Below are 24352 nucleotides of genomic sequence, written 5' to 3'. Positions count from 1 at the left end.
ACGTGATCATGGATGAACTGTGTCCTGGTAGGTAAGGCGCATCGGCAGGGTACCGGCCTGACTGCCACGGGACCTGATTTCTTGCCGCTTTGATGTCCCCTCTTCTTGCCTGGTGGGGCTCCGATTCCTCGGGAACGGAGCCTCTTTTTAGTATGTCCCTGTGCCCCTCGCGATCGGGCACGCAAGAGGCTCAGTCGCCGAACAGCCGATGCAGCAGCGGGCGAAAGTCGTCCATGGGGCGCGTCGGCGCTTGCCGGCCCGGCAGAATGCCCGCGGTGAAACCGGCCTCCAGGAACGGTCTCGTCAGGCGGATGTCGCGGCTGAGTACATGAACGGGAACGGCCCGGCTGGCCTGGTCGCCGACGATCAAGGGCGCCGGTTGATGGTCCCCCACCAGGATGAGCAGCGCCTTCTCCGGCAGATAGCGATCGGCATAGCCGAAGGCCGCGGCCAGCGCGTAGTCCAGGGCCTTCGCGTAATGATCGCGCACCCTGTCCATATCCCGCCAGAGCTGCTCCGGGGTCTCCCCGCTGCCAGCCCAGCGTTCGAACAGCCTTCCATCATCCAAGCTTTCCCAGTCATCGACGATCGGCAGGATCGGCGTCCAGGGAGCGTGGCTGCTGATCAGTGCCAACTCGGCGAATACCGGCTGATTCTGCTGGCGGCGCAATGTCTCGAAGAAGTGCCAGGTGAATTGGTCGGGCATGGTGACCCAGTTCAGGGCCGGCCCCTGATAGGGGATGTCCCTGGCGGAGAATATCCTCTCGTAGCCCAGGCGCCGCCCCTCCGGCCAGGGCTGGGTGAGGGCCGGCATGATCGCCAGGCTGCGGTGACCGGTGTTAAGAAAATCATCGATCAGGGTGGATTGTCGCTGGGCGAGCAGCAATTCATAGTGACGTTGGGTCTCGAGCCACAGGCCGCTGAGCAGCGTGGCGTGGGCAAGCCAGGACTGGCCGCCCTGCACCGGGGAGATCAGCTTGCCGGTCGCGACATGGATGCCCGCGTTGCCCAGACGTCGCTCCAGGGCGCTCAGGCGCGGCTCGATGTGTCGCGCGTAGCGAGGGTCGAAGAGCGCCGAGAGGCCATAGGATTCGATGAACCCGAGAATGACGTCGTGCCCGGCAAGTGCAGGCAGGGCGCGAGCTGCCAGGGGTCCCTTGCGTGCCAGTCGCTGCTCGAAGTCGGCGTAGGCCTGGCGGGTTTCACCCACCTGCTGCCAATGGGTGGCGACCAGGTTGAGCCCGGGGGTTCCCAGATGCGGCGAGAGCATCGAGGGGCCGGGCAAGCCCGGGAGCAGAAAGGCGATCAGCACCAGGCCCAGGGCGAGGCGAAGACGTCTCGGCAAGGTCGGCCAGGGCGGCCTGTTCAGGCACCAGGCGATGGCCCAGGTGCAGAACCCGAGAACGGCCAGGATGCCTGACACGACCACCAGGGCGAGAGGCGTACCGAGGTTCTGGGTGAGCTGGTGCCAGGCGGAGTCGGCAAGGCCGATATCCAGCAGGGGGTTGAAGAGTCGACCGAAGGCGAGCCGGGTGAGGGCATCGATCAGGGCAAGGAAGATGAGTAGGGTCAGGCAGACGGCGAGGAGTGCCACTATGCGGTGTCGCCAGCGTCCCGGCAGGATGGCCAGAAACAGCACCACCCAGATCGCTTCGAGAGAAAGCCAGAGCGTCCCGAGGCCCCCTTCGACGAGGAAATGAAGGCCCAGGAACAGGGCATCGAGGGCGAAAACGAGCGCAAGAATATGGTACAACGAAGTCCTCCGCGAGTGAGCCGGCGCCGAGTAGGGAAAAGACACCCGCTCGCCACGCATGGCGTACCACCATAACGTAATCATTATCGCGGGCAGGGAACAGGGTCGCACTGGGAATAGGGACATCGAGGAAATGGCATGAAGGTGTGGCATTGCTTGGCGACCGCCGTCTTGGCCTGCGGTCTGTCGATGGCTCAGGCGCAGGAGTCGTCTGGGCAGCAGGAGAGCTCCCGGTCCGACGTGACCGCCGAGGAGACGACCGGCTCCAGTGTGGCGGAAGCCGCCGATATCCGGCTCGAGAAGGCCCCGCCGATGACGCCGGAGGCGCTTTTCGAGCAGGTGATCGAGCGTGCTCGACAGATGGCGGGGGGCGAGTACCAGGCGCCATCATCCCCCCTGCCGGATTCACTGGCCAACATGAGCTACAACGACTATCGCGACATTCGCTTCCGCCAGGAGTCCGCGCTGTGGCGCGACGAGCGTCTGTTCGAGGTGCAGTTCTTCCATCCCGGCTTTCTCTACGACGCGCCTGTCGAGACGCACGTGCTCAAGGAGGGCCGGGTCGAGACGCTGGACTTCGACATGTCGATGTTCAATTACGAGAAGGATGCCGCCCCGCTGCGTGAGGAGGTTGCCAGGCTCGATCGGCAGAAGCTCGGGTTTGCCGGCTTCCGCTTGCACTACCCGTTGAATACGCCCCATTACAAGGATGAGTTCCTGGTGTTTCTGGGCGCTTCCTATTTCCGTATTGCCGGACGTGGCCAGGGTTACGGTATTTCCGCCCGGGGGCTGGCGGTGAATACCGCGACCCAGGGTGGCGAGGAGTTCCCCGCCTTTCGTGCCTTCTGGCTGGTACAGCCGGATCCCGAGGCCTCGACGATCACGCTCTTCGCGTTGCTCGACAGTCCCTCGGTGACCGGGGCCTACCGCTTCGACGTCGAGGCCGCCAACAACACCGTGATCGACGTGGATGCGCATCTTTTCGCCCGCAGCGAGGTGGCCAAGCTCGGTGTCGCGCCGTTGACCAGCATGTTCCTTCACGGCGAGAACAGTGTCGACCGCCACGACGATTTTCGCCCCGAGGTGCACGACTCGGACGGCATGCTGATGCACACCTCCGGCGGCCAATGGATCTGGCGCCCGCTTTCCAACCCCGAGACCCTCAACGTGACCCAGTTGCGGGATACCTCGCCGCGGGGGTTCGGGCTGATGCAGCGCGATCGCGATTTCGACAGCTACCTGGACATGGAGGCCGACTACCAGCACCGGCCCAGTCTGTGGATCGAGCCTCGTGAGGGCGACTGGAACGAAGGCGGGCTCGAGCTGGTGGAGATACCCGTCGAATCCGAGGTCCATGACAACATCGTCGCCTACTGGGTGCCGGACAGCGCGTTCCGTGCCGGTGACGCTCGTCGCTATCAGTACCGAGTGACCAGCCATGGCGATGGCGTGCCCGAACACCGACTCGGCCGCGTCGTGCGGACCCGGCAGGGCTGGGGAGCGGTGCCCGGGGAGCCGGACCCCCCGGAGCACAGCCTGCGACGTTTCATCGTCGACTTCCGTGGTGGGGAGGCCCTCTCCAGCCTGGCGGGTTCCCAGCCGGTGGAGGCCAAGCTCACCGTGGCCCGAGGCGAGATCAGCGAGCTTCGGGTGAAGCAGCTGCCCGACGGCGAGACCTGGCGGGCCACCTTCAAGCTGGCGCCCAAGGGAGAGGAGTCTGCCGACATGCAGTTGCAGCTGATGTTGCGTGGCAGGCTCCTGACCGAGACCTGGAGCTACATCTGGAACCCCAATGTCCTGGAATGATGCTCACAAGCGCAGCCGTGTCGACGACCAGAAGGCCGGTCTGGCCGGCGTGCCGGAGGAGAACGCTTTCCCGCGCCAGCCCGGGGCGGACGAGGCGTCGCGGCAGCGCATTCCGTTCCTGGCCCTGCGTCGTCTGGTGTTCTTTACCCTGGCCGGGCTGACCGCCCTGCAGGGCGCGTACATGATGCTCGACATCCTGCGCGCGAATGGCCTGACCCTGCTCGAGCTGACCATCTGGTCGCTGTTCGTCGTCATGTTCATCTGGCTGTCGGTCTCCTTCTGGATGGGCATTGCCGGCTTTCTCGTGGTGGCCTTCAGGCGCGACCCGGTCAGCCTGGGACCTGCCCGGCCCCTCGACCAATCCCTGGACCTCGAGCGGCGTACCGCACTGGTCATGCCGGTCTACAACGAGGATGCCGAGCGGGTCATTGCCGGGCTCGAAGCCACCTGTCGTTCGCTGATCGAGACCGGCAAGGCAGCCGCCTTCGACGTCTATCTGCTCAGCGATACCACCGACGAGGCCATCGCCGCCGACGAGCTCCGTGCGGCAACGATGCTGCGTCGCCGCCTGGCGCCGGACCTGACGCTCTATTACCGTCGCCGCGAGAACAACGTCGGCCGCAAGGTCGGCAACCTGTCGGATTTCTGCTGCCGCTGGGGACATCTCTACGAAAGCATGATCGTCATCGACGCCGACAGCGTCATGGGCGGCCGTACCCTGGTCGGCATGGCTGCCGCCATGCAGGCCAACCCCCGCCTGGGGCTTTTGCAGACCGTGCCGCTGCCGGTGCGCTCGAATACGCTCTTCAGTCGCTTCCTGCAGTTCGCCTCGACCCTGCACAGCCCGATGCTGGCCGCCGGGCAGAGCGTCTGGCAGGGCGACACGGCCAACTACTGGGGCCACAACGCCATCCTGCGCATCTCCGCCTTCGTCGAGAGCTGCGGCCTGCCGCCGCTGCCGGGCAAGGCGCCGATGGGAGGCGAGATACTCAGTCACGACTTCGTCGAGGCGGCGCTGTTGCGGCGCGCCGGCTGGGAGGTGCGTCTGCACGCCGGGGTGGAGGAGAGCTTCGAGGAGCTTCCCGGCAATATCATCGACTATGCCAAGCGCGATCGACGCTGGTGCCAGGGCAACATGCAGCATCTGCGCCTGCTGTTTTCCCGGGGACTGCACTGGGTCAACCGGCTGCACTTCCTGTTCGGGGCCCTGGCCTTCATGGCCTCGCTGCTGTGGATCGTCATGCTGCTGCTGAGCTCCGTCGATGCGGTGCTGCTCGCCGTGTCCAAGGTCCAGTTCTTCACCCAGAACTATCAGCTGTTCCCCGAATGGCCGGAGTCCCGGGTGGCGATGATCGCTTCCCTGCTGGTCATCACGGTGATCATGCTGGTCGTGCCCAAGCTGCTGGGGCTGACGGTGGCGCTGATGCACCGGCGCAAGGAGTTCGGTGGCGGCCTCAAGCTGACCGTCAGTGCCCTGCTGGAGATCGTCTACTCGATTCTGCTCGCCCCGCTGATGATGGCCTTTCATGCCTGGTTCGTGGTCAGTATCCTGGCGGGCCGCACCGTCTCCTGGAGTTCCCAGTCCCGGGGCGGGCGTCTGATCCCCTGGGGGGAGGCGTGGCGGCGTACCTGGTCGATGACCCTGCTGGGGGTGGCCTGGGGGGCGCTCAGCTATTATTATGCCCCGCTGTTCTTCTGGTGGTTGTCGCCGGTGTTGCTGGGCATGGTGGCCTCCGTGCTGCTGGTACGCTTCACCAGCAGCATCCGGGCGGGGGAGTGGCTCAGGCGCCATGGCCTGATGTGCATTCCTGCCGAGGTGCAGGAGCCCCGGGTGCTCAGACGCCTGGCGGGTCTCGAGGAAGCGGGCGGGCTGGCCGATTCGGCGCTGGATGCCGAACGATTGCTCCCCCGGGAAGAGCATCGCCAGAAGATGCCGATCCAGTCGCTGAGTGCCCCTTTCGGGCTGGGCGGCGCCAAGGCGCCGGAGTAAATCCATCGTTCCTGCAAGGACTGGTCGTCATGCCCGACAGAGCCCCATTGATCATCGAACCCTCCAACGGACGCCAGGCCGAGGCCGCCGTCATCATCCTGCACGGTCTGGGGGCCGACGGTCACGACTTCGCGCCGCTGGTACCGGCGCTGCACCTGCCGGCCGATCTTGCGGTGCGTTTCGTGCTGCCCCATGCCCGCCAGCGGCCGGTCACGATCAACGGCGGCATGCGAATGCCGGCCTGGTACGACATTCTCGACATGAACCTCGGCCGGCGCATCGACGAGGATGAGCTCAAGGCCTCGGCCAGGGAGGTTCAGGCGCTGATCGACGCACAGCGAGAGGCGGGAATCGACAGCCGGCGCATCGTCGTCGCGGGGTTTTCCCAGGGCGGGGCGGTCGCCTACGAGGCGGCACTGACCTACCCTGAACCGCTGGCCGGCCTGCTGGCCATGTCGACCTATTTCGGCACCGGTGACACCCTCGAGGTGGCCGAGGCCAACCGCCAGCTGGTGATCGAGGTGCACCACGGCACCTTCGACCCCGTGGTGCCGGAAGCCCTAGGGCGCCAGGGGGCCGAGCGGGCCAAGGCCCTGGGACTGCCGACCAGTTACCGCACCTACGACATGGCCCATGCCCTGTGCCCCGAGCAGATCAACGACATCGCGCATTGGCTGGCCCGGCGCCTGAGCCAGGCCTGATGCTCGACATGTCGCCTCGCCGCTCTCCTGCCGTCCGGGGCGGTTCGTGACCACGGGCTCCGTGGAAGCCTCGTCACTTTCTCGCCTCCAGGCCTGTCTGCAGGCGGCGCGCCCCCCCTTCCTGGTGTTGGCACCGCTATGTGCGATGCTGGGCGTCATCGCCGCGCTGGTGGCGGGCATCGAGGTGGCGCCCCGGGACGTGGCACTGGTGGTGATCGGCAGCCTTCTCGCCCACGCCGCGGTCAATCTGCTCAACGAACACCACGACTATGGCAGCGGCCTCGATGGGGCGACGCGACCCACGCCCTTTTCCGGAGGCAGCGGCGCGCTGCCGGCCTGCCCCGGGGCAGCGCCCTGGGTCAGGCTGGCCGGCAGGGCCTGCATCGGGGCTACCGTGGCGATCGGCGCCTACTTCCTGCATCGGCAGGGGCCTGAGATGCTGTGGTTCGGCGGTGCGGGGCTGGTACTGGTGGTCTTTTACACGGGCTGGATCGTACGCCACCCATTGATCTGCCTGCTGGCGCCGGGCCTCGGCTTCGGCCCGGTCATGGTGCTCGGCAGCCATTGGGCGGTAGGGGGCGAGTTGAATCACCTGGCCCTGGCCGTCACCCCGATGCCGTTGCTGCTGGTCAGTGCCTTGCTGCTGGTCAATCAATTGCCGGACATCGAAGCGGACCGACGGGCCGGGCGTCGTCACCTGGCCATCGTGCTGGGGCCTGTCAAGGCGGCACGACTGGCTGCGGTGCTGAACCTGTCGGCCTACCTTGCGCTGGGGAGCGTCCTGGCGCTGGGGTGGCTGCCGGCCACCACGTGGCCGGTCCTGCTGCTGCTGGTGCCCGTCGCGGGGTTGGCGATCGGCCTGTTGCGGCTGCGATGCGGCGATTTCGGGAGCGACCGCACCCGCCTGTTGCCGGTGATGACGGCCCAGGTGGCGGTGGTGCTGGCGAGCCTGCTCCTTCTCGATCTGAGTCTCTGGTGGGGAGCCTGATGCCCGGCATCACGCCACCCGCTGGCTGCGGGCCTCCTCGAGCAGGGCGAACCAGGTGGCACGGTCGATGCTCAGGTGCCCCTCCTTGGCCAGGGTTTGCAGACGCTGGTCCTTGAGAGTGCCGACGACCGGCAGCGGCTGACCGGGAATGCGGCGCAACCAGGCCAAGGCCAAGCCGGCGCGGCTGACGTCGAGGTCTTTGGCCAGTTTTTCCAGTGCCGAGCCCAGGATATCCTCGAACACCAGGCCGCCCCCCAGGGGCGACCAGGCCAGGGGCTGCTGGCCATCGTTGAGCAGGGCATCGTAGAGTCCGTCGAGCAGGGGAGCGGGCCGCGCCAGGGACAGCTGCAGCTGATGGGCGTCGAGGCGATGCTCCATCGCACGCTGCAGACGTCGCCACTGTTCGGGCAGGAAGTTGGAAACACCCACCGCGCCGATCTTGCCGGCGTCGATGGCCGCGTCCAGGGCACGGGCGGTGGACTCCACATCCATCAATGGGTCGGGACGATGCAGCAGGAAATGGTCCAGCCGCTCGACACCCAGGCGCTTCAAGGCGGCCTCGATGGCGGATTCGAGATACCCGGCGGAGGTGTCGTAATGCTTCACCCCGAAGCATGACGTGTCCAGCGTCGGCAGCACGATATCGGCCTTGGTCACGACCCTTACCCGAGAGCGGAGGGCCGGGCGTCGCCTGAGGGCCAGGCCGAACAGCGTCTCGCAGCTGCGATTGCCATAGATATCGGCGTGGTCGAACCAGTGCAGGCCCTCGTCGAGACGCGCCTCGATCCAATTGGCCAGACGGTCGGGGTCGCTCAGCTCGTAGGATTCGCTCAGGCGCATCATCCCCAGAACGAAGGGTACATCGAAGGTCAGCGAACTGTCGCTCATCGGTTTTCCTCGCAGCTGATGGTGGTAGCCAGCAGGTGTTGGGCCCCGGGGACCAGCCAGACCGGATCGAGTCGCGTGCAGGCCGCTTCGACACACACGAAGCGATGCCCGGCTTCCGGCGGGGTGTCTTGCGGCAGTTCGCTGTCCGGGTGCCACACCACCGTCGAATCACTGCCCTGCTTGGCGATACGCAGCCGGCGCTCGCCGTCGTCGAGCACCACCTCTCGATTGGACTGGTAGATACGGTCGATGGCGCCGCGAATGCCCGGCTCGCCCTGTTGCACGTCTTCCGCAAAGTTCTTGAGCTTGTCGAGATAGCGTGCACCGGCCAGGCCCTCGACCTTGCAGCGATGCGTGTGCCGCACGCCGAAATAGCTGTGCAGGGCCCCGGTGTACTTGACCGGTGTCGTGCCGCGATGTTCGGTGATCAGTTCGACGTGCAGACGTCGCGCGTTGGCCTGTATCACGGCGCGCGGCACGAGCTGTTCATGCAGGCGATCCTGCGGCGAGAGGTGAAGTTCCACGCCCTCCTCGTGCTCGTCCGCCGCGTCGAGTCGCCAAGCGGCCTTGCGAGCCGGACCGTGCATGGGGCCCTGGCCATCCGGCGATTCGTCGGCAAACCAGGGCCAGCAGAGCGGGATGCCGCCGCGAATCGCGCCGGGCAGGGGCTGAGGCGTCGGCGTGACCCAGAGCCAGCCCCCCGGTACCAGCGTCGCCGCCTCGGCGGCGGGATCAGCCGTTTCCTGCTCGGCTTCGGCGATGGAATCAGTCGCCTTTCGCCCGGCGTCGGGGGCGGGTAGAAAGTGCAGCACCTGGGCACCCTGCAGCGATACGGCGAGTTCACCCCAGGGCTCCCGGGCCAGCCAGACCTCTCGGCCCTGCCATTCGGCCAGGCGTTGGCCCCGGGTGGCGTCGAGCAGCTGGCGCAGGGTTGTCGGTATCATGCGACCTCCTCGTTGTGCAGAGCTTCTGCGGCACCCAGCAAGCCGGTCCAGGGGGCGTTGACCACCCAGACGGGAATGCAGTCATTGTAAGCGCTCATGCGTCCCTTGTCGGTGAATGCCTCGATAAAACGGCTGCGCTGCAACCAGTCGATCAGCCGGGGCAGGATGCCGCCACACAGGTAGATGCCTCCTCGGGCGCCCATCATCAAGGCCGCGTCGCCGCAGACATCACCGAGAATCTTCAGAAAGCGCAGCAGCGTTTCCTCGGCCAGGGCGTCCCCGGCCCGGGCGGCACCGGTGACTTCCGCGGGCGTGTTGTAATGCGGGGGCGCCCCGGCGAGGGAGGCATGGGCGCGATACAGGTCGAGCAGCCCCTGGCCACAGAGCAGCCGTTCTACCGAGACACGCCCGTAGCGGTCATGGAAATAGCGCACAAGCGCGCGTTCGCGTTCGTCGGTGGGGGCGAAGGTCACATGGCCGCCCTCGGTGGACAGCGGTATCCAGGCGTGCTGGCCGGGGAACAGCCCGGCGACTCCCAGCCCGGTACCGGGACCGATGACCAGGCGGGCCCGGTACGGCTCGGTCGTGCCCGTGTTCAGGGTGATCAGCTCGTCGGCGTGCACATGGGGCACGCCCAGCGCCTGGGCGGTGAAGTCGTTGATCACCTTGAACAGTTGCAGACCCAGCGACTCCCGTACCTGGTGCTTGGAAAAGCGCCAGGCGTTGTTGGTCATGCGCACCTCGTCGTCATGAACCGGGCAGGCGAAGGCCAGGCAAGCCTCGCGCGGGGCCCGGTCGCCGATGGCACCTACCCGGGCCAGGTAGTCGCGGATGGCGTCCTCCAGCGCAGGGTAGTCGGCGCAGGGCAGGGTCTGGATGTCGTGCAGATCGAAGGAGCCGGGCGTCACCAGCGCGAAACGGGCATTGGTGCCGCCGATATCGCCGATCAGTGCCGCCTCGCTCATGCGCGATCGTCCCCCTGGGGCGGCAGCTCCTGGGCCTCGAAGCCGCCGAAGGTCGCCGCTCCTTCCTCGGCGCCGCTGACCAGATGGCGAAAGCCGGCAAACAGCTCGCGACCCATGCCGTAGCGGTAGGTGTCGAGGTCGATGGCCGCCGCGTCCCGGGCCTGCCATTCGTCGTCGTCCACCACTGCCCGCAGTTCCCCCTTGTCGGCATCCAGGCGCACCACATCGCCTTCCCGAAGCTTGGCCAGCGGGCCGCCATCGACGGCCTCGGGAGTGAGGTGAATGGCGGCGGGCACCTTGCCCGAGGCGCCGGACATGCGGCCGTCTGTCACCAGCGCCACCTTGTAGCCGCGATCCTGGAGCACGCCCAGGTAGGGGGTGAGCTTGTGCAGTTCGGGCATGCCGTTGGCTCGGGGCCCCTGGAAGCGCACCACCACCACCACGTCGCGCTCGAGCTCGCCGCCATCGAAAGCGGCCTTGAGTTCGTTCTGGTCGCTGAACAGGCGAACCGGCGCCTCGACCACGCGGTGCTCAGGCTTGACCGCGGATACCTTGATCACACCGCGACCCAGGTTGCCGTCGAGCACGGTCAGGCCTCCTGTCGGCGAGAACGGTTCGGCCACCGGCCGCAGCACGTCGAGATCCATGCTCTGGGTCGGGCCCTCGCGCCACACCAGCTGGCCGTCTTCCAGGAACGGCTCCTTGGTATAGTCGGATAGGTCGCCGCCGAACACGCAGGGGATATCGGCGTGAATCAGACCGGCCTCGAGCAGTTCCCGGATCAGGAAGCTCATGCCGCCGGCGGCCTGGAAGTGGTTCACGTCGGCCTGACCGTTGGGGTAGATGCGGGTCAGGCTGGGGGTCACGGCGGACAGTTCGGTGAAGTCGTCCCAGGTCAGGGTGAGGCCGGCCGCGCCGGCCATGGCGACCAGGTGCAGGGTGTGATTGGTCGAGCCGCCGGAGGCGAGCAGGCCGACCACGGCGTTGACGATCGCCTTTTCGTCGATCTGTTGCCAGAAGGGGCGATAGTTGCCGCCGGGTTCGCTGTTGCGGATCGCCTGCTCGGCGGCATGACGCGTCAGCGCCTCGCGCAGTGGGGTCCCGGGATTGACGAAGGAGGCGCCGGGCAGATGCAGCCCCATGATCTCCATCATCAGCTGATTGGAATTGGCGGTGCCGTAGAAGGTGCAGGTGCCGGGGCTGTGGTAGGACTGGGATTCCGCCTCGAGCAGTTCCTCGCGACCGACCTTGCCTTCGGTGTAGAGCTGGCGGACCCGCGCCTTCTCGCTGTTGGGCAGCCCGCTGGTCATCGGCCCGCCGGGTACGAAGATCGCCGGAAGGTGGCCGAAGCGCGCGGCACCTATGAACAGACCGGGTACGATCTTGTCACAGATACCGAGGTACAGCGCAGCATCGAACATGTTGTGCGACAGTGCCACGCCGGTGGCCATGGCAATGTTGTCCCGGGAGAAGAGCGACAACTCCATGCCCGGCTGGCCTTGGGTGACGCCGTCGCACATGGCAGGCACGCCGCCGGCGAACTGAGCGGTGGACCCCATCGCCCGTGCGGCTTCCTTGATCATCTCGGGGAAGGGGGCCAAGGGCTGGTGGGCAGAAAGCATGTCGTTATATGACGAAACTATGCCCAGGTTGGCGCTGTTCATCAGCTTCAGCCGGTTCTTGTCCTCGGTACCACAGGCCGCGAAGCCGTGGGCCAGGTTGCCGCAGGACAACTCCCCCCGGTGAACCCCCTGGCGATGCTGATCCTGCATGTGACGCTCGTAGAGCGCGCGGCGTTCACTGGAGCGTTCGCGGATGCGGCGAGTCACGTTGGCGACGGTGCGATGGACGGTCATAGGAACCCTCTTCAATGGCCATGAGTGCGATGTACGTAAATTTACCAAAAAATGCCTTGAACGTCCCGAATCAATAGGTCAAATTATGGACTAAAGCGTAGGAGTGTTTCACCGTGACTGCCCATGGCCGCGGGTGGCGGCGGCGTACGGTGTCATCAGCTATCGATTCAAGTCACCTTGCAGGAGGCCATCATGACACTACGTGTGGCGATCAATGGTTTCGGACGTATCGGACGTACCGTGCTGCGCGCGCTCTACGAAAATGACTATCGCGATCGCATCCAGGTCGTTGCCATCAACGATCTGGGGGCACCGGAGATGAACGCACGCCTCCTCAAGTACGATAGCGTACACGGTCGTTTCGGCCACTCGGTCGAGCACGACGAGGAAGCGCTCACCGTGGCCGGCGATCGCATCAATGCCTACGCTGAACGCGATCCTGGCCGCCTCCCCTGGGACGAGCTCGAGGTCGATCTGGTCATGGAGTGCACCGGGTTGTTCAAGAAGCGCGACGATGCAGCCAGGCATCTGGCCGCCGGAGCGAAGCGAGTGCTGATCTCGGCGCCCAGCCCCGACGCGGATGCCATGATCGTCTACGGTGTCAATGAGCACGTGCTCAGCGCCGAGCATCGGGTGGTCTCCAACGCTTCCTGCACGACCAATTGCCTGGCTCCCGTGGCCAAGGCGCTTCACGACGTGGTCGGCATCGAGAATGGCCTGATGACCACGGTCCACGCCTACACCAACGACCAGACCCTGTCCGACAGCTATCACAAGGATCCCTACCGCTCGCGCAGCGCTACCCAGTCGATGATCCCCACCAAGACCGGTGCGGCGGCGGCGGTCGGTCGCGTTCTGCCGGCGCTTGAGGGCAAGTTCGACGGGCTGGCGGTGCGCGTGCCGGTGATCAATGTGTCGCTGGTGGACCTGGTGTTCACCGCCAGCCGAGATACCACCCGGGAAGAGATCAACGCGATCATCGACAAGGCGGCGGCGGAATCGTCGGTGCTCACGGTCAATGCCCAGCCCTTGGTCTCCATCGACTTCAATCACGATGCCCACTCTTCGGTCTTCGACGCCAACCACACGCGCGTCAATGGTCGTCTGGTCAAGGTCATGGCCTGGTACGACAACGAGTGGGGCTTTTCCAATCGCATGCTGGACACGGCACTGGCCATGCAAGTGGCCAGATAGGCGAGAATTTTCGCGGGTAGAGCTTTCGGGGTACCTTCGGGTACCCTTTTTCTGCGCGTGGTGATTTATTAATTCCTTTACAGCGCATTCCCTCGTGGGAGGTGAAAGGCTAAGCTGAGGACTCGGATCGCTCTTTATGGTGACCATCCCAATCCGAATCGGGTCTGAGGGGCCAAGAATGGCTAATTATAATTAATGTTTCGTACCCTGATAGACATCGCAACCGTTGAAGTGGCATGACATCCCACGGCCTGGTTTACCCAGGTAATACACGAGCCCCGCGGCGGATCGGTACCATCGGCTCGGGCCGACCATGCACGCTTGTCATCCCGATTTCTCGTTCAGGGAATGTATCCGCCACGTGAAGTCGTCGGCAAATCAACGACCAGGAACCGAATGACCATGCCGTCCTCGATGTTGCAGCAGTCGACACACCAACTGGATGAACTGCTCCAGGCCTCTCCTGCGGTGATCTATGCCACGGATGCTGCCTGGTGGCGAGGGCGGCTGCACTACATCTGTCTCGAAATCGAGACCCTGACCGGTCTCGATCGCGAGGCACTCTACGCCAGGCCCGAGAGCTGGCTGGAACTCCTGACCCCGGGATCGCGGCAATCGGCCCTGACACGGCTGGCGCGAGCCATCGACGATAACAGCGACCGCCTCTCGCTCGACTATACCCTGCAGAAGGGGGATGGCGCCCTGCGTCACTTCCAGGACGACATCGTCATCCACCGCAACCAGCATGGCGAGATCGTCGAGCTGGTAGGCTCCTTGACCGATGTCACCAAGCGTCAGTCCCTGCTCGAGCGCTTCGAGGATCTCAGCGACCAGCTTCCTGGAACGCTCTATCAGTGTCGCCTGACCCCGGACGGCCAACTGTCCTTTCCGTTGGTGAGCGCCGGCGTGCAGCGCCTGTTCGGCATGTCGCCGACGAGGATCGTCGAGGACCCCCAAGAGGCCATCGGGCGTGTCCACCCCGATGACGCCGACACCCTCTGGCGCAACATCCATCGCAGCGCCACGCGCCTGAACGTGTGGCGCTGCGAGTTCCGCTACCGCCATCCACGCGGGCATCAGCTCTGGGTGTCCGGCCATGCCACGCCCCAGCGCGAGGAGGACGGGAGCATCCTCTGGCATGGCTTCTGCGAGGACATCACGCTGCGCAAGCAGGCCCAGCTGGCCCTCACCGAAAGCGAACGCCGCTATCGCTTCATCATCGAGCATGTCAGCGACCTGATCATGCTGTTCGATGACGAGGGGGCCTGCCGCTTTGCCTCTCCCTCGGTGCAGGAAGTGCTTGGCTACGTACCGGACGACCTGTATGGCCGCTCCCTGATCGAGCTGCTGCCACCCGACGACGCGCCGCGGGTGCAGCGACGCCTGCACGAGGCCTCCCGCCAGGGCAAGAACCTCCAGCTGGAGCTACGCGCCCGCCATTGCCACGGGCATTACATCTGGCTGGAAATCAGTTGCTCGCCCTACATCAGTCCGCTGACCAACCGCTACGAGTGGATACTCGGCGTGATGCGCGATGTAACCACCCGAAAATTGCGCGAGATGAAGCTGCACGAGATGTCGACCACCGACAGTCTGACCGGTGCGCTCAACCGCGGGGCGTTTCTGGAGTGCGTCAAGACGGAGATCGATGCCTCCGATGCCATGCCTTCCCGGCTGTCGCTGGTGATCTTCGATATCGACAACTTCAAGAAGATCAACGATACCTGGGGGCATGCCGCCGGTGATCTGGTGCTGGCGAGCCTGGGGGATATCTGCCGCAGCACCCTGCGTGCCCACGATATATTCGGACGCATCGGGGGCGAGGAGTTCGCGCTGGTGCTGGGCGGGCAATCGCTCAACGAAGCCGCCAAGCTGGCGGAGCGCCTGCGCCAGAAGTTCGAGAACGTGCGGGTCGAGTTCTACGGGCAGTGGCTCAACTTCACGGTCAGCTTCGGGATTGCCGAGCGCCAGGAGCAGGAGAGCCTCGAGGCGTTGATGCACCGGGCGGACATGGGCCTGTACGCCGCCAAGCACCAGGGCCGCAATCGTGTCAATCAGGCGCTGTGCAAGGACACGTGAGAAGCCCCGGGGGCCGACGACCAAATCCCAGTGAGCATGGGCAATAGCCGTGCTATCTTGAGAACAATGATAAATAAGGAGAATCCGACATGCGGACGTTCTTGGGATTCATCTGCCTGCTCCCGGCGTTGATGGCGAGTTCGATCATGGCCCAGACCCAGACATCCCCGGTCGACATGGACATTCAGGCCGGCATCGAGATGGGGCCGCAGGTCGAAGGCCAGGTGTTCACCTACGCCACCGGCGGCGAGACCTACGAGGGCTACCTGGCGCGCAACACCAGCGATGACGAGCCCCGACCCGCGGTGCTCGTGGTTCACGAATGGTGGGGGCTCAACGATTACGCCCGCGCCCGGGCCGATCAGTTGGCCGCCTTGGGTTTCGTGGCCTTGGCGGTGGACATGTATGGCGGTGGCGAGGTGGCCTCGCACCCGGACGAGGCAGGGACGTTCTCGCGGCAGGTGATGCAGGACTGGCCGGCGGCCCGGGCTCGGCTGGAGGCGGCCATGACGGAGTTGAGAAAGAACCCCTGGGTGGCTGCCGACAAGGGAATGGCGGCCATCGGTTACTGCTTCGGGGGTGGGGTGGTCATGAACATGGCGCTCTCGGGCATGCCCATCGAGGCGGCCATCAGCTTCCACGGCAGCCCCGCCCAGGCGGTCTCCAATCCTCAGGACTTCTCGGGCAGGGTGCAGATCCACAACGGTGCCCAGGACCCGTTGGTCAAGCGGGACGCCCTGATGGCCATGGCCGAGGCCCTGAAGGCGCGGGGGGCCGAGGTCGAGGTGATCAACTACCCGGAGGCCACGCACAGTTTCACGAACCCCCATGCCGACCAGGTGGCCGAGCAATACGACTTGCCCCTGGCCTACAATGCTGCCGCCGATGCGGCTTCCTGGCAGGCGGCGCTGTTGACGCTGGACAAGGCCCTGAACGACAACTGAGCGTTCCTGAGGCCTGACGGCTGCACGTCCAGCCAGGGAGACGAGATGCGTTTCGAGGTGCAGACCATCGCCTCCATCGAGGCCGTGTCCGGAATCCGCTGGAACGCCCTGATCGGCACCGACCAGCCTTTCCTGCGCCATGAGTTCCTGCACGCCCTCGAGGCCTCCGGCGCGGTGACCTCGGCCAGCGGCTGGACACCAGCCCATCTGCTGGTGTGGCAGGGAGAGAGCCTGGTCGCGGCGATGCCCCGCTACTACAAGACCCACTCCTACGGCGAGTACGTGTTCGACTGGGCCTGGGCAGATGCCTGGGAACGGGCCGGCGGCGACTACTACCCCAAGGCACTGACCGCCATTCCCTACACTCCGGTCCCGGGCACCCGGACCGCGCTGAGCCCCGAGCTCGAGGATCGGGCCGGGGTCTTCGCCGCGCTGGCCGAACACTGCTGTGACGAGCGCCTGTCGAGCTGGCACCTGCTGTTTGCCGAGGAGGAAGAGGTCAGCGCCTGGGAAAGCGCGGCGCCGCGGTTGCTCGAGCGCCATGCCGTGCAGTTCCAGTGGCGGGATGACGGGTACGGCGACTTCGAGGGCTTCCTCGCGGCGCTGAACTCCAGGCGTCGCAAGGAGATTCGCCGTGAGCGCCGTCGTGTGAGCGAGCAGGGCATCTCCTTGCATCGCCTGACCGGTGCCGAGATCGACGCGCCGGCCCTGGCGCATTTCTATCGCTGTTACCAGATGACCTATCTGGAGCGCGGCCAGCGTCCTTACCTGCCGTTCGAGTTCTTCCAGCGTCTGCACCGCACGATGCCCGGCACCCTGGTATTGATCCAGGCCCGGGCAGGTGATCGGTCGGTTGCGGCGGCGCTCTGCCTGCAGGGCGATACGACACTCTACGGGCGCTACTGGGGAAGCGAGGTGGAGGCCGACTGCCTGCACTTCGAGACCTGCTACTACCAGGGAATCGAGCACTGCCTGGCCAACGGGCTGACCCTGTTCGACCCCGGCACCCAGGGCGAGCACAAGCTGACCCGAGGATTCACGCCACGTCGTCTGCGCTCCTTGCACTTCATCGCCGATCCGGACTTCCGGCGTGCCGTGGGGCGATTCTGCGAAGAAGAGCGCCGTCATGTCGAGGCGTATCACCGTCATGCGCGGGAGCGCTTGCCCTTTCGCCAGGCTCCATAACCCGCTGGGAAACCATGAAAGGAGGAGAAGATGGCACCCAGGAACTGGTCCCGGCGTCTTCAGGCGCTGGGCATTTCGCCTCGCGGCGACCCGATGCCCCTTTCCGGAGGCGATATTGCCGCGGTCTGGGCCCTGGACACGGATCGGGGCCGCGTGGTCGTCAAGCGGGACGACGCGAGCCGGCTGGCCGGCGAAGCCGAGGGGCTGCGGGCGTTGCAGGCTGCCGCGTCGTCGCTGATCGTGCCCGAGGTGCTGGGCATCGACGACGACCTGCTTGTCATGCAGGCACTGGAACCCGTATCGGGCGGACGCCAGGCCGATCGGAAGCTGGGCGAAGGGCTGCGCCAGCTCCACGAGGCGAGGGGCGAGACTCACGGCTGGGAAGTCGACAATGCCTGCGGGCCGACGCCCCAGGACAACACCCCTTGCGACGATGGCCGCGTCTTCCAGCGCGAGCGACGCCTGCTGCCCCTGGGGCGCGCCTGCGCCGAGAAAGGGCTGCTGGACACCGCCACCCTGGAGGCGTTGACCCGGGTCGCCGAGGAGCTCGAGACCTGGCTGCCGAACGTCAGGCCGAGCCTGGTGCATGGCGATCTGTGGTCGGGCAACGTGCTGCATACCGCCCGGGGACCGGCGATCATCGATCCGGCGGTCTATCGCCACTACCCGGAGGTGGACCTGGCCATGCTGACGCTGTTCGGTTCACCCTCCGCGGCGTTCTTCGAGGCCTACTGGGACGGCGATTCACCGGAGGACTGGCCGCGACGCCGGACACTCTTCCAGCTCTACCCGCTGCTCAATCACCTGCTGCTGTTCGGTGGCGGCTACCGCGGCGCCGTGGAACGGGCGATCGACGACCTGCGTTGATGCTCGTCACTGCCTGGCTCGCCACCAGTGCAGCAGGCGATGCCACCAGGCCGGCGTCGACTTCCCGGCCAGTGCCTTCGGTGCAGCGGGAAACCTGCGTTTCAGGAAGGCACGGATGGGCCGCACCTGGCTCGGTCGGTCGAGCATCGGCGCATGACCGCAGCCGGGGACCGTCAGCACCTCGAGCCGGGGATGAGTCTCGCGCATCCGCTCGACGGTCGCCGGGCTCAGCAAGGCCGATTGCGCCCCCCGCACCACCATGACGGGGCAGGTCAGGGCTCGCCAGTCCACCCAGAGGTCCCGGGGGGTGTCGTGGACGAACTGCTCGGCGATACGCGGATCGTAGTGAAAGGTCCAGCCTCCGTCGGGCAGGCGTCTGGCGCTATCGAGGGCCAGGCGTCGCCAGGCCTGTTCCTCGTCGATGCCGAAGGCGGCGTAGTGGCTCTTGAGTTCCTCGAGCAGTGCACCGAAGGTGCCGAACCGACGGGGCATGGCGAAATAACTGGCCAGCTCGGCAAGCCCCTCGGCTTCGATTTCCGGGCCGATGTCGTTGACGATCAGTCGCTCGATGCGGTCGCGGCCCTCCTCCGAGGCGGCCAGCAGCAACCCGATCAGCCCGCCCATCGAGGTGCCCAGCCAGGCGACTCGGGAGAGCTGGAAATGGTCCAGCAGCGCCAGGGCGGTCTGCACATAGCGGCTGTAGAGATAATCGTGAGCCGGAAACAGCGACCAGCTCGACAGGCCCCGACCGAGCGTATCCGGGGCGATGACGCGCCATGTTGGCCCCAGTTCCCGTGCCAGGGCGGCGAAATCGCCGCCGTGGCGGGCCAGGCCGTGCCAGGCGATCAGCGTCTTCTCGGCCCGGGGGTGCCATATCCGGACGGCGATTTCCAGTTCCCGCACCGTGACCAGTTCGAGCGTGTCCATGGGTTGTCGTCCGTGTTGGCTGCAAGTCTTGCCAGTGTAGACACAATGCTGCTGTGCAGCATCACGGATGTGAACTATGTTGGGGGGAGTGGCTCATGAGCTGGAATAGGGTGTCGACCAGGGCGCCGCCTTCGTGGCTCAACGAGTAGCGCTCGGGCTCGCGCAACCAGTCGTGAAACAGCCCCCCGAGAGTCGATTGCAGCAGGCGCGTCGCCTTCTCCGGCGTCAGGGCGGGGTTCAGCAAGTCAAGCTCATGGGCCTTGTGGAACTGCACGCACATCTCGCCGCGACATTCGTCGGCCAGGCGGTTCTGCATCTCCAGGGGGTCGATGTCGCTGAAGAATTCGCAGCGGTGCAGCAGGATGGCGTGCACCCGGCGCACCTGGGGCTGTTCGAGACGCCGCAGCCCCTGATGGCAGGCCAGGCGCAACGCTTCCAGGGGAGCATCCTGCAAGGCGGGTTCGTCGACCTCGTCGAGGAGTTCCTCGAAGGGCATGCGCACGCGCTCGAGCAAGGCATGGAAAAGATCCGCCTTGTTCTTGAAGTGCCAGTAGATGGCCCCACGGGTCACGCCGGTGTGGCGCGCGATCTGCTCGAGGGACGTGCGCGCCACCCCGTGCTCGAAGAAGAGATCCTCGGCGGCGTCGAGCAGGGCTTCCCGAGTGGCTTCCGCCTCGGCTTTGGTACGTCTGGCCATGGGATCACGCTACCTCACGCAATGGCGGTTTTGCGACATCATAACGTAACGCTCCACGTTTACATACAGACCTGTATGTGTGCTAGGCTGCCTGTCTCTTTAGCCAACTAAAGGAAAGTTGCCCATGCTCCCATCGCGAACCGGACTCAGGGTGGGGAGCGGCGTGCTGTTGATGCTGACGATTCTGGCGGGATGCGGTGCTGGCGACGAGGGCCAGGGCAACGACCAGCAGCAAGAACGGCAATCCGCCCCCCGGAAGGCCCAGGTCATGGAGATGCAGCGTCGCGACATCGGCTACGACCGTACCTATTCCGCCAAGCTGCGCAGCGAGCAGGAGGCCGTCGTGATCGCCCGGGTGCGTGGCTTGCTCGAGGAGAGGCATTTCACGCCTGGGGAGCTGGTCGACGAGGGGGAGCCCCTTTACACCATCGAGCCGGATATCTATCGGGCCACCGTCAACCAGCGCGAGGCCGACCTGCAAAGCGCCCAGGCCGAAGCCAACCTCGCGCAACGCGAAGCCGAGCGATTCCGGCGCCTGTTCCAGCAGAATTCGGTCAGCGAACAGGATCGCGATCAGGCGGTGGCGGAACTGCAGATGGCCCGAGCCAATGTCGCCCAGGCCGAAGCCGCCCTGGAGAGTGCTCAGGTGGATCTGAATTACACGGACGTGGAAGCGCCGGTGTCCGGCATGATCAGTCTGAGCGACGTCAACGTGGGCAATGTGGTGGACGTCGGCACGGAGCTGGCGACCATCACGCCCCTGGATCCCGTCGAGGTGCGTTTCAGCCTGCCTCAGGAGGATGCCTTCGACCTGCGGCGTCAGCGCCGGCAGGGGGGCGAGATCACCGCAACCCTCGACTTTCCCGGCATCCGGAACGGCGAGCTGGAGACCCTGGAGGGCGAGCTCGATTTCCTCGGCTCCCGGGTCGATGACGACACCAGCACGGTGCAGGCCCGCGCCATGTTCGACAATCCGGATGAGCTGTTGATGCCGGGCCAGTTCGTCCGGGTGGTACTCGAGAACATGAAGCGCTACGACGTCATGGCGGTGCCGGAGATCGCCGTGACCCAGGGCCTGATGGGGCCCCAGGTGTTCGTGCTCGACGAGGATGACGAAGCGCGTGCGCGCAACGTGACCCTGGGAGAGTCGGCGGGGCCGCTGCAGATCATCGCCGATGGTCTGGAACCCGGTGACCGGGTCATCGTCAGCGATCCGGGCGGCCTCCAGGCGGGCGCCCGGATCGACCCGCAGCCCTATTCCGGCGACCCGGCGGAGCTCTCCGCGCAGAAGGAACACCCCTCGAAGCCAGGCCGGGGCAATGACCGGCAGGCTGCCTCGGGTTCCAGCGAGGGGCAGGAAAACAACGAATGAATTTCTCCGACTTCTTCATCAAGCGACCGATCTTTGCCACCGTCCTGTCCATCATCATCCTGCTGGTCGGGGCGATGGCCCTGCGCGTCTTGCCGATTCAGCAGTATCCCAGCGTGGTGCCGCCCACGGTGACGGTGCAGGCGACCTTTCCGGGGGCCAACGCGGAAACCGTTTCCCAGACCGTGGCGGCGCCTCTGGCGGAGGCGATCAACGGCGTCGAGGACATGATCTACATGACCTCGACCAGCTCCGATAACGGCATGATGCGCATGAACGTCGTCTTCGAGATCGGTTCCAACGGCGACATCAACACCATCAACGTCAACAACCGGGTGCAGTCGGCGCTGTCGCAGCTGCCCGAGTCGGTACAGGCCCAGGGCGTCAACGTCGAGCTGAGTTCGAGCAATATCCTCATGCTGATTGCCTTGCGCTCGCCAGATGGCGAGTACAGCAAGACCTACATGCAGAACTACGCCGTGCTCAACATCCTCGACGAGCTGCGTCGGCTCCCCGGGGTGGGCAGCGCCGAGGCGCTGGGCGGTGCCCAGTTCGCCATGCGCATCTGGCTCGATCCGGACAAGCTGGCCCAATACGACCTGACCCCCGCGGAGGTGGCCGAGGCCATTCGCTCCCAGAACACCGAGGTGCCCGCGGGCAGCCTTGCCGCGGAGCCTCAGAGCGATCCCCGCGCCTACACCTACACCATCTCCGCGGGCGGCCGCCTGGCCAGCGCCGACGAGTTTCGCGAGATCTATCTGCGCACCAACCCCGACGGTTCGTCGCTGCGCCTCAAGGATGTGGCGAGTATCGAGCTGGGCGCGTCCTCCTATGCGGTGAATTCCCAGCTCAATGGTGCCACCATGGCGCCGATCATCATCAACCAGCAGCCGGAAGCCAACGCGCTGGAAACCGCCCAGCGGGTCAGGGCGTCGATGCAGCAACTCTCCGAGCGCTTCCCGGCGGGGCTGGAATACGTCATCCCCTACGACACCACCCTGTTCATCGACGCTTCCATCGAGACGGTCACCGCGACCTTCTTCGAAGCCTTTGCCATCGTCGCGGTGATCGTCTTCCTGTTCCTGCAGAACTGGCGCTCGACCCTGATCGCCATGACCGTGGTGCCGGTTTCCGTGGTGGGTACCTTCGCCGGGCTCTTCGCCCTGGGCTTTTCCATCAACCTGCTGTCGCTGTTCGCGATGATCCTGGCCATCGGTATCGTCGTGGACGACGCCATCCTGGTGGTCGAGAACGTCGAGCGGCTGCTCGAGGAGGATGAAGCGATCTCGATACGCAAGGCGGTCAGCGAAGGCATGCGCGAGGTCGGCGGGCCGGTCATCGCCACCTCCTTCATCATGGCGGCGGTCTTCGTGCCGGTGGCATTCCTGGGCGGTTTCACCGGGCAGATCTATCAGCAGTTCGCCCTGACCATCGCCATTTCAGTGGCCATTTCCGCGGTGGTGGCCCTGACCCTGACGCCGGCCTTGTCGGCCATCTTCCTCAGACACAAGCCTCGGGAAGAGTCCAGGGCGATGCGCATCCTCCATGCGCCGGGGCGCTGGTTCAACAAGGGCTTTGCCTGGGTCACCCGGGGCTACATGGCCGTGACGCGTTTCCTGGTCAGGTTCTGGGTACTGGCCCTGGCGCTGAGCGTGGCGGTGGTGGCCTTCTCTTTCTGGCTGTACGAGCGTACCCCCTCGACCCTGGTGCCCCCGGAGGATCAGGCCGTCGCCCTGGCCTCGGTCAACCTGCCGGACGCGGCCTCGGTGGCGCGCACTACCGACTACATCGAGGCGGTAGCCGCCGAGGTCGAGAATATCCCTGGCGTCAAGTACGTTTCGGCCATCGCCGGTTTCGACCTGCTGACGAATTCGGTCAATACCGCCCGGGGGACGATGTTCGTCAACATGGTGCCCTGGGCGGAACGCGAGCTGACCGCGACCCAGATCATCGGTCGCATGAACCGGATCGGCGCCGAACTGACAGGGGGCTCGATACGGGCATTCAACCTGCCGCCCATCCCAGGGCTTTCCACCACCGGCGGTTTCACCGGTTACCTGCAGGCCCTGGAGGGCGCCACCCCGGAAGAGCTGGGCGAGGCGGCCAACAAGGTCATGCAGGCGGCCAACCAGCGCGAGGAACTGGCCCGGGTGTTCACCACCTTCAATCCCAACGTGCCCTCCTACCGCGCCCATATCAACGAGCAGAAGGCGCTGAGCTACGGGGTGTCGATTCAGGCCCTCAATACCACGCTGTCGAATACCCTGGGCAACGGCTTCGTCAACTACTTCTCCTATCAGAACCGCAACTTCCAGGTCTATCTCCAGAACGAGGACGACTATCGGCGTTCCCGCAAGGATCTCGGCAACATCTTCGTGCGCGGCGGTAGCGGGGAGCGCATCCCCCTGGCGGAATTCGTCACCCTGGAGCGTGTCGCCGCGCCGGCGGTGATGAGTCGCTACAACGTCTATACGGCGGCTCAGTTCCAGGGCGGTCCCGCGCCGGGCTACAGTTCCGGCCAGGCCATCGACGCCATGCAGCAGGTGGTCGACGAGACCCTGGGCGACGGCTGGAGCATGGGGTGGACCGGTACCGCCTATCAGGAGATCAATACCGGTGACGCGGCGACCCTGGCCATCGGCTTCGGCCTGCTGATGGTGTTCTTGATCCTGGCGGCTCAGTACGAGAGCTGGTCGTTGCCCCTCGCGGTGGTGACCGCAACGCCGTTTGCCTTTCTCGGTGCCATCGGCGGCATCGCCCTGCGTGGCCTGGACGTCAGTGTCTACGTCCAGGTAGGGATGCTGGTGGTGGTCGGCCTGGCGGCCAAGAATGCCATCCTGATCGTCGAATTCGCGGAGCTGCAGCGCAAGGAACAGGCCATGTCGATACGCGAGTCGGCCATCCATGCCGCCGAGATGCGCTTTCGTCCCATCGTCATGACGTCCCTGGCGTTCATCTTCGGCACCTTGCCTCTGGCCATCGCCAGCGGCGCCAGCGAGGCCAGCAGTCATCATATCGGTACTACCGTGGCGGTGGGCATGGTTTCCGTGGCGATACTCGCGAGCTTCTTCGTGCCGTCGTTCTACACCATGATCGCGACGCTTTCCGAGCGGCTGAATCGCAAGCGGGGAAGACGGGAAGGCGACGATTCGACTCGAACGGCCGACGCATAGCGAGCGACGTGCCTCGATGCATCCTG

At 65.5% G+C, this 24352-nt stretch carries 18 protein-coding genes; 11 read left to right on the top strand and 7 right to left on the bottom strand.

All coding sequences use genetic code 11. The features are described from left to right. Positions 1-190 precede the first annotated feature (190 nt). A complete protein-coding gene (locus tag BUA41_RS01725; RefSeq protein WP_072819087.1) occupies positions 191-1753 on the bottom strand; it encodes an alkaline phosphatase family protein in 1563 nt (520 codons plus the stop codon). Positions 1754-1909: 156 nt separating this feature from the next. On the opposite strand from BUA41_RS01725, the gene BUA41_RS01720 reads away from it, so the two are divergent. The 4 genes from BUA41_RS01720 to BUA41_RS01705 are packed head-to-tail and all read left to right on the top strand — an operon-like array spanning position 1910 to position 7238. Then, on the top strand, positions 1910-3559 hold the full coding sequence (locus tag BUA41_RS01720) for an OpgD/OpgG family glucan biosynthesis protein (RefSeq protein WP_245791827.1): 1650 nt from the start codon (positions 1910-1912) through the stop codon (positions 3557-3559). Continuing rightward, positions 3546-5549 carry a glucans biosynthesis glucosyltransferase MdoH gene (gene mdoH / locus BUA41_RS01715; RefSeq protein WP_084671041.1) on the top strand — a complete coding sequence of 668 codons (2004 nt, stop codon included), beginning with the start codon at positions 3546-3548 and terminating at the stop codon, positions 5547-5549. The genes BUA41_RS01720 and mdoH overlap by 14 nt, the downstream gene beginning before the upstream one ends. Before the next feature lie 29 nt (positions 5550-5578). After that, entirely contained in the window at positions 5579-6250 is a 672-nt protein-coding gene (locus BUA41_RS01710; protein ID WP_072819082.1) for an alpha/beta hydrolase, read from the top strand. 46 nt (positions 6251-6296) lie between these two features. Continuing rightward, a complete protein-coding gene (locus tag BUA41_RS01705) occupies positions 6297-7238 on the top strand; it encodes a prenyltransferase (RefSeq protein ID WP_245791826.1) in 942 nt (313 codons plus the stop codon). Between the two features lie 9 nt (positions 7239-7247). Here the strand turns inward: BUA41_RS01705 and BUA41_RS01700 are convergent, their stop codons facing one another. Genes BUA41_RS01700 through edd form a run of 4 tightly spaced genes read right to left on the bottom strand, consistent with a single transcriptional unit; the run spans position 7248 to position 11891 of the window. After that, positions 7248-8126, bottom strand: a complete 879-nt coding sequence (locus BUA41_RS01700; protein ID WP_072819080.1) for an aldo/keto reductase — start codon at positions 8124-8126, stop codon at positions 7248-7250. Beyond that, complete coding sequence (locus tag BUA41_RS01695) at positions 8123-9070, bottom strand: D-hexose-6-phosphate mutarotase (RefSeq protein WP_072819077.1); 948 nt, start codon at positions 9068-9070, stop codon at positions 8123-8125. The genes BUA41_RS01700 and BUA41_RS01695 overlap by 4 nt, the downstream gene beginning before the upstream one ends. Next, entirely contained in the window at positions 9067-10035 is a 969-nt protein-coding gene (glk, locus tag BUA41_RS01690) for a glucokinase (protein WP_072819075.1), read from the bottom strand. Before glk ends, BUA41_RS01695 begins: the two co-directional genes overlap by 4 nt. Further along, positions 10032-11891, bottom strand: a complete 1860-nt coding sequence (edd, locus tag BUA41_RS01685; protein WP_072819073.1) for a phosphogluconate dehydratase — start codon at positions 11889-11891, stop codon at positions 10032-10034. The genes glk and edd overlap by 4 nt, the downstream gene beginning before the upstream one ends. 192 nt (positions 11892-12083) lie before the next feature. Between edd and gap the strand changes: the two genes are divergently transcribed. The 5 genes from gap (at position 12084) to BUA41_RS01660 (ending at position 18160) form a co-directional block, all read left to right on the top strand. After that, the gene (gene gap / locus BUA41_RS01680) at positions 12084-13085 is read left to right on the top strand and encodes a type I glyceraldehyde-3-phosphate dehydrogenase (RefSeq protein WP_072819070.1); all 1002 of its coding nucleotides are present in this window, start codon (positions 12084-12086) and stop codon (positions 13083-13085) included. A gap of 402 nt (positions 13086-13487) precedes the next feature. After that, entirely contained in the window at positions 13488-15164 is a 1677-nt protein-coding gene (locus BUA41_RS01675; protein WP_175546915.1) for a sensor domain-containing diguanylate cyclase, read from the top strand. Between the two features lie 89 nt (positions 15165-15253). After that, positions 15254-16108 carry a dienelactone hydrolase family protein gene (locus BUA41_RS01670; protein WP_072819065.1) on the top strand — a complete coding sequence of 285 codons (855 nt, stop codon included), beginning with the start codon at positions 15254-15256 and terminating at the stop codon, positions 16106-16108. A gap of 45 nt (positions 16109-16153) precedes the next feature. Then, positions 16154-17293: a GNAT family N-acetyltransferase gene (locus BUA41_RS01665; protein WP_072819063.1), complete on the top strand. Its 1140-nt coding sequence runs from the start codon at positions 16154-16156 to the stop codon at positions 17291-17293. A 30-nt stretch (positions 17294-17323) separates the two neighbouring features. Then, positions 17324-18160, top strand: coding sequence for a fructosamine kinase family protein (locus BUA41_RS01660; protein WP_072819061.1), 837 nt, complete (start codon positions 17324-17326; stop codon positions 18158-18160). Positions 18161-18166: 6 nt separating this feature from the next. Here the strand turns inward: BUA41_RS01660 and BUA41_RS01655 are convergent, their stop codons facing one another. Beyond that, the gene (locus tag BUA41_RS01655) at positions 18167-19087 is read right to left on the bottom strand and encodes an alpha/beta fold hydrolase (RefSeq protein ID WP_072819059.1); all 921 of its coding nucleotides are present in this window, start codon (positions 19085-19087) and stop codon (positions 18167-18169) included. A gap of 61 nt (positions 19088-19148) precedes the next feature. Continuing rightward, positions 19149-19784, bottom strand: a complete 636-nt coding sequence (locus tag BUA41_RS01650) for a TetR family transcriptional regulator (RefSeq protein ID WP_072819056.1) — start codon at positions 19782-19784, stop codon at positions 19149-19151. A 124-nt stretch (positions 19785-19908) separates the two neighbouring features. Between BUA41_RS01650 and BUA41_RS01645 the strand changes: the two genes are divergently transcribed. Both BUA41_RS01645 and BUA41_RS01640 read left to right on the top strand, forming a co-directional pair. Then, positions 19909-21156, top strand: coding sequence for an efflux RND transporter periplasmic adaptor subunit (locus tag BUA41_RS01645; RefSeq protein WP_072819053.1), 1248 nt, complete (start codon positions 19909-19911; stop codon positions 21154-21156). Then, entirely contained in the window at positions 21153-24326 is a 3174-nt protein-coding gene (locus tag BUA41_RS01640) for an efflux RND transporter permease subunit (RefSeq protein ID WP_072819050.1), read from the top strand. The genes BUA41_RS01645 and BUA41_RS01640 overlap by 4 nt, the downstream gene beginning before the upstream one ends. Positions 24327-24352: the final 26 nt, after the last annotated feature.

The organism is Modicisalibacter ilicicola DSM 19980 (assembly GCF_900128925.1).
GTDB lineage: Bacteria > Pseudomonadota > Gammaproteobacteria > Pseudomonadales > Halomonadaceae > Modicisalibacter > Modicisalibacter ilicicola.
This window is presented reverse-complemented; position numbering and strand designations above follow the sequence as displayed.

Coding starts and splice junctions, on each gene's coding strand:
- gap (WP_072819070.1), top strand. CDS start 12,084: ATGACACTACGTGTGGCGATCAATGGTTTCGGACGTATCGGACGTACC.
- BUA41_RS01660 (WP_072819061.1), top strand. CDS start 17,324: ATGGCACCCAGGAACTGGTCCCGGCGTCTTCAGGCGCTGGGCATTTCG.
- BUA41_RS01670 (WP_072819065.1), top strand. CDS start 15,254: ATGCGGACGTTCTTGGGATTCATCTGCCTGCTCCCGGCGTTGATGGCG.
- BUA41_RS01700 (WP_072819080.1), bottom strand. CDS start 8,126: ATGAGCGACAGTTCGCTGACCTTCGATGTACCCTTCGTTCTGGGGATG.
- BUA41_RS01710 (WP_072819082.1), top strand. CDS start 5,579: ATGCCCGACAGAGCCCCATTGATCATCGAACCCTCCAACGGACGCCAG.
- BUA41_RS01695 (WP_072819077.1), bottom strand. CDS start 9,070: ATGATACCGACAACCCTGCGCCAGCTGCTCGACGCCACCCGGGGCCAA.
- BUA41_RS01640 (WP_072819050.1), top strand. CDS start 21,153: ATGAATTTCTCCGACTTCTTCATCAAGCGACCGATCTTTGCCACCGTC.
- mdoH (WP_084671041.1), top strand. CDS start 3,546: ATGTCCTGGAATGATGCTCACAAGCGCAGCCGTGTCGACGACCAGAAG.
- edd (WP_072819073.1), bottom strand. CDS start 11,891: ATGACCGTCCATCGCACCGTCGCCAACGTGACTCGCCGCATCCGCGAA.
- BUA41_RS01645 (WP_072819053.1), top strand. CDS start 19,909: ATGCTCCCATCGCGAACCGGACTCAGGGTGGGGAGCGGCGTGCTGTTG.
- BUA41_RS01650 (WP_072819056.1), bottom strand. CDS start 19,784: ATGGCCAGACGTACCAAAGCCGAGGCGGAAGCCACTCGGGAAGCCCTG.
- BUA41_RS01655 (WP_072819059.1), bottom strand. CDS start 19,087: ATGGACACGCTCGAACTGGTCACGGTGCGGGAACTGGAAATCGCCGTC.
- glk (WP_072819075.1), bottom strand. CDS start 10,035: ATGAGCGAGGCGGCACTGATCGGCGATATCGGCGGCACCAATGCCCGT.
- BUA41_RS01675 (WP_175546915.1), top strand. CDS start 13,488: ATGCCGTCCTCGATGTTGCAGCAGTCGACACACCAACTGGATGAACTG.
- BUA41_RS01665 (WP_072819063.1), top strand. CDS start 16,154: ATGCGTTTCGAGGTGCAGACCATCGCCTCCATCGAGGCCGTGTCCGGA.